The organism is Cellvibrio sp. (assembly GCF_053579595.1).
On sequence record NZ_JBRFPI010000320.1, the window covers coordinates 1 to 5,417 of the forward strand.

At 46.2% G+C, this 5,417-nt stretch carries 5 protein-coding genes; all 5 read left to right on the forward strand.

All coding sequences use genetic code 11. The features are described from left to right. The coding region (locus tag ACWA6V_RS16695) for an SDR family oxidoreductase (RefSeq protein ID WP_449523550.1) at positions 1-570 on the forward strand (570 nt) is incomplete at its 5' end. Positions 571-733: 163 nt separating this feature from the next. Beyond that, positions 734-3,178 carry a catalase gene (locus ACWA6V_RS16700; protein ID WP_449523551.1) on the forward strand — a complete coding sequence of 815 codons (2,445 nt, stop codon included), beginning with the start codon at positions 734-736 and terminating at the stop codon, positions 3,176-3,178. A 65-nt stretch (positions 3,179-3,243) separates the two neighbouring features. Beyond that, a complete protein-coding gene (locus tag ACWA6V_RS16705) occupies positions 3,244-4,410 on the forward strand; it encodes a zinc-dependent alcohol dehydrogenase (RefSeq protein ID WP_449523552.1) in 1,167 nt (388 codons plus the stop codon). 123 nt (positions 4,411-4,533) lie between these two features. Further along, positions 4,534-5,055 (forward strand): hemerythrin domain-containing protein, encoded by a 522-nt coding sequence (locus tag ACWA6V_RS16710; RefSeq protein WP_449523553.1) that lies wholly within the window; start codon positions 4,534-4,536, stop codon positions 5,053-5,055. A 143-nt stretch (positions 5,056-5,198) separates the two neighbouring features. Next, a partial coding sequence (locus ACWA6V_RS16715) for a hypothetical protein (protein WP_449523554.1) occupies positions 5,199-5,417 on the forward strand: 219 nt, incomplete at its 3' end.

Consider the following 5,417-nt stretch of genomic DNA (forward strand, 5'->3'; position numbering starts at 1 on the left):
CCAGGTGATATTACCGACGAAGCTTTTTGCAAAACGCTCGTTCAGCAAACAGTCGAACAATTAGGATCAATTGATATTCTGGTGAACAATGCGGGCAAGCAACAATTTGTTGAAGAGTTGGAAAATCTAACTACCGCACAATTTACACAAACCTATGCCACAAATGTGTTTGCTATGTTTTGGATCACCAAAGCTGCTGTGCCACATATGCCCCCCGGGGCCAGCATTATCAATACAACCTCAATCCAGTCTTACCAGCCATCACCCGGGTTATTGGATTACGCATCCACCAAAGGTGCAATCACCGCGTTCACCAAAAGTTTGGCAAAAATGTTAATTAAAAAAGGCATTCGCGTGAATGCCGTTGCTCCGGGTCCGGTGTGGACACCCTTGCAACAAAGTGGAGGCCAACCCGATGAAAAACTCCAACATTTTGGAGACAAAGTTCCCATCGGTCGCGCAGGGCAACCCGCTGAAGTAGCACCGGCCTTTGTCTTTCTTGCATCCCAGGAATCCAGTTACATCACTGCCGAAGTTATCGGGGTTACTGGAGGGGCGCATTTGCCATGAGTTTTAATCATGGCAAAAAAACAGATAAATTTTCAGCCAATATTGTTCAAGCTACCTGTTTTCCAGCTTCATTGTCCTTACCCATTCCACCGGATTTATATCGATAAATCCGCGTGGATAAACATCCCTTTCGATCAATGCAATATTTTGTAAGGATATTTTTATGAGCAACTCTTCAAAAACAAATGACAGTAAAGCCAGTAAAAAAGATAAATCCAGTGACACCTATAAAGATACAGCAGGTGCAGGCTCTGTCTTAAGTTCCGTTTCCGGACCCTCAACCAGCCAACCGCCAAAAACACTTGGATCAGATGATCCAGTTAAGCAACGCTTGTTAGACAAAACACTAGGCGGTCAGCAGCTGGCTGAAAAAATATCATCGAATCTTAATAAGCCACATGAGTATGGCGAAGCTTCGCGCACGCCCCTTACCGGAGCGATAGTTGAGCCTACCTCCCCCGCAGCCGGTAGCAGTACATCTTCAGAAATTATTGCTTCACCAAAAACAGGTGAAGGAATACTTTTTCCAGGATCAAACCCTACCGTGGATTCTCTGGACCGGGTGAGAGTTGATAGCAGTAATCAGCCGTTAACAACGAATCAAGGAGTGAGAATTGCCGACAACCAACACTCATTAAAAATTGGATTACGCGGCCCAACAGCGCTGGAAGATTTTATTCTGCGCGAAAAAATTACTCACTTTGACCATGAGCGCATTCCGGAACGTGTAGTTCACGCGCGAGGCTCTGCTGCGCATGGCTATTTTGAATCCTATCGCGCGTTAACCGAATTTACTACGGCGGCGCCTTTTAGTGCAGAAGGAAAACGCACGCCGGTATTTACACGTTTTTCAACGGTTGCCGGTGAACGTGGTTCTGCTGATACAGTACGTGACGTACGCGGTTTTGCAGTGAAATTTTATACCGATCAAGGTAACTGGGATTTAGTCGGCAATAATATTCCCGTGTTTTTTATTCAGGATGCGATGAAATTTCCGGATCTTGTGCATTCGGTTAAACCCGAGCCGCATCACGCTATGCCACAGGCTTCAAGCGCACACGATACCTTTTGGGATTTTGTTTCGCTGATGCCGGAATCAACACATATGCTGTTATGGCAAATGTCTGATCGCGCTATTCCGCGCAGTTATCGCACTATGCAAGGGTTTGGTGTACATACCTTTCGTTTGGTCAACGCTGAAGGTCAGTCGGTATTTTGTAAATTCCATTGGACACCCTTGGCTGGGACGCATTCATTAGTGTGGGACGAAGCGGCCAAAATTATTGGCGCCGATCCGGATTTTCATCGCCGCGATCTATGGGAAGCCATTGAAGCAGGTGCATTTCCGGAATATGAATTAGGGCTACAAATATTTACAGAAGATACCGCGAACACGTTTCCTTTTGATGTGCTCGACCCGACCAAATTAGTGCCAGAAGAATTGGTTCCGATTACACCGGTTGGGAAAATGGTATTGAATCGAAATCCGGATAATTTTTTTGCAGAAACCGAGCAAGTCGCGTTTTGTACCGCGCATGTTGTACCGGGAATCGATTTCTCGAATGATCCACTATTGCAAGGCAGAATTCACTCCTACGTTGATACACAAATTAGTCGCTTGGGAGGCGCAAACTTCCACGAAATTCCAATCAATTCACCTGTAGCACAAGTGCACAATAATCAACGTGATGGCATGCATCGCCAAGCGATCCATCGCGGTCGCGTTAACTACGAGCCAAATTCGCTTGCAGGTGGATGTCCGTTCCAAGCGGGAATGTCGGGTTACAAAAGTTATCCGGAACCAATCGCAGAAGATAAGGTGCGTGGGAATCCTGAACTTTTTTCCGATCACTATTCGCAGGCACGATTATTTTGGCAAAGCCAATCACCCGCAGAGCAAACCCACATCATCAATGCATTTCGTTTTGAACTGACACGCGTGCAAACACCTGCCATCCGCGCGCGCGTCGTTTCCCTGTTAGTCAATGTGAATGCGGTATTGGCTTCTAGCGTTGCAGACGGTTTGGGTATTGAGCTTCCTCCGGCGATGCCACTCGCATCCAATTTGCCAATTCCCACTTATCCGCACTCTCCTGCGCTCTCATTGTTAACAAGACAGGGGACTACTGGTATCGCCACACGTCGCGTTGCGCTACTAATTAGTAATGGTATTGACCAAAAATGCGTATCCACTCTTTACGAAGATTTGCTTAAAGATGGCGCTGTGCCGAGGCTTGTGGGTACCCGTCTGGGTAAAGTATCAACTGCTGATGGCGCCACGCTGGATATTGAAATCACATTAGAGGCAGGCCCTTCGGTACTCTACGATGGTGTGATCATTGTTCAGGGCGATGGCTCACTCCAACACAACGCCGACGCGCTCGATTTTGTACGTCAACAATATCGCCACTGTAAGCCGATATATTCAATTGGCGGTGGGATATTGTTAGCAGTAGCAGGCGTTCCTTCAACTTTTACTGATGGCACTCCCGACCCAGCTGTCATCGTTGACCAGGAAAAAATCCAGGACGCATCGCTCACGCAATTTAAAAACGCGTTAGCCGGACACCGTTCATTTGAGCGGGAAAAAGATCCATGCCCGGTGTGAAACCTGAGGCGGCAAGCATGAAGCACGAAAAAGGGTAAGTAATTTCACTGGACTGGAGATTCACTATGCGCGCGCTCACTTATCACGGCAGTAATGATGTTCGGGTAGATAATATGCCCGACCCTGTTATTCAAGAAGCTGACGATATTATTTTGAAAGTAACTGCCACTGCTATCTGCGGTTCTGACTTACATCTTTATCGCGGAAAAATTCCCGAGACTAAAGATGGCGATATTTTTGGTCACGAATTTATGGGTATTGTTGAAGAAGTCGGTAGTGGTGTAACGGCGGTCGCAAAGGGCGACCGCGTGGTAATTCCTTTTGTCATCGCATGCGGTAGCTGCTTTTTTTGCTCGATGAATTTGCAAGCCGCATGCGAAACAACTAACACTGGGCGCGGTGCAATCCTTAATAAAAAACAAATACCACCAGGTGCCGCATTGTTTGGCTTTAGTCATCTTTACGGTGGAATTCCGGGTGGCCAGGCAGAGTATGTGCGCGTGCCCAAAGCCAATGTTGGGCCATTTAAAATCCCTGAAGGAATGGATGACGAAAAAGTACTTTTTCTTTCCGACATTCTTCCGACTGGATATCAAGCTGCCCTTAACGCCGGAATTGTCCCCGGCAGCAGTGTCGTTATTCATGGCGCAGGCCCGGTAGGACTTATGGCCGCTGCCTGCGCTCGTCTTTTAGGCGCCCAGCAAATCTTTATGGTTGATCACCATCAATACCGTTTGGATTTCGCGCTGCGTAATTATGGTGTCATTCCTATTAATTTTGATGACATAGATGACCCGGCATCTGCAATTATTGAACAGACACCCGGCTATCGGGGAGTTGATGCGGCAATAGACGCGGTGGGTTTTGAAGCAAAAGGAAGCACTTTGGAAACCGCCCTCACTGCTTTAAAAATGGAAGGCAGTAGTGGTGCAGCACTGCGTCAATGTATAGCAGCCGTAAGGCGTGGAGGCACTATCAGCGTGCCCGGCGTATACGCCGGTTTTATCCATGGTTTTCTCTTCGGTGATGTATTTGAGAAAGGCCTGAGTTTTAAAACGGGCCAGACACATGTGCAATCATATTTGCCCACCCTTATTGAACATATCTTGAAAGGCGATTTACATCCGGAAGTTATTATTTCCCATCGCCTAAGCCTTGAAAGTGCCGCCGATGGTTATCGAATTTTTGATAAGAAGGAAGATGCTTGCAGAAAAGTCATCTTACGACCTTAAGGCAATATTGCGCAAAGCAGGATTTATCTTGAACCAATAATTGTAAGAAACATTTCGCTCGGTATGTTAGGTGTAGCACCGAGATGCCGTCGCTATTCACTTATAAATAAGCAAGGCTCGAACATGAGCCGTCACTTAAACAAAACCCAGGAGATTGATATGGCAACCGCACAAAAGAAATCAGTTAGCACAGAGAAGGCCCCTAAGGCGCAGGAAGCTACTGCATTGCTTAAAGCAGACCACAAAGCAGTGGATTTGTTATTTGAGCAATATGAAAGCGCCAAATCATCCACCAAAAAGAAGGCTATAGTTTCCCAAATTTGTACTGAATTGACAGTGCATGCGCAAATCGAAGAAGAGATTTTCTATCCTCAAGTAAAGGCAGCCTTAAAGGACAAGGAATTAATTCCGGAAGCAACTGTGGAACACGCAACGCTTAAAGAGCTAATTGCCCAAATAGAGGAAGGTGAGCCGGACGACGAAATGTATGACGCTAAAGTAAAAGTACTTTCTGAATACGTTAAGCACCACGTGAAAGAAGAGCAAAATGAAATATTCCCAAAAGCCAAGGCGAGCAAACTGGACATGTATGCCCTTGGTGAACAATTGACACAACGCAAAGAAGAGCTTTTAGCCCAGAAGTAACATTGGCCACAAGAGAAAAGGAATTCTCTTGAAGCTCCTGTCAGTACTACCCAACAGCTCTACATTGGCACCCCTTAAAAATCACCTTCTTCACAGCAACCAGCTTGCTATATAATAAAAATACCCACCCAGAGGTATAGTCCATGCATTTGATAACCCGATTGAAATCAACCGCAACACTAACCATTTTTATTACCACCAATATTTTAATTTTAAACTGCGATGCAACTGAACCTGTGACTGCATCAACCTCAGCAGACAAAAGATCGTACACATTATTGGATGCACAAGGCAAAACCGTCACCGCACATGCACGCTGCGCCACTATTATCGCCTCTGGTTTAACATGGGAACTAAAAACC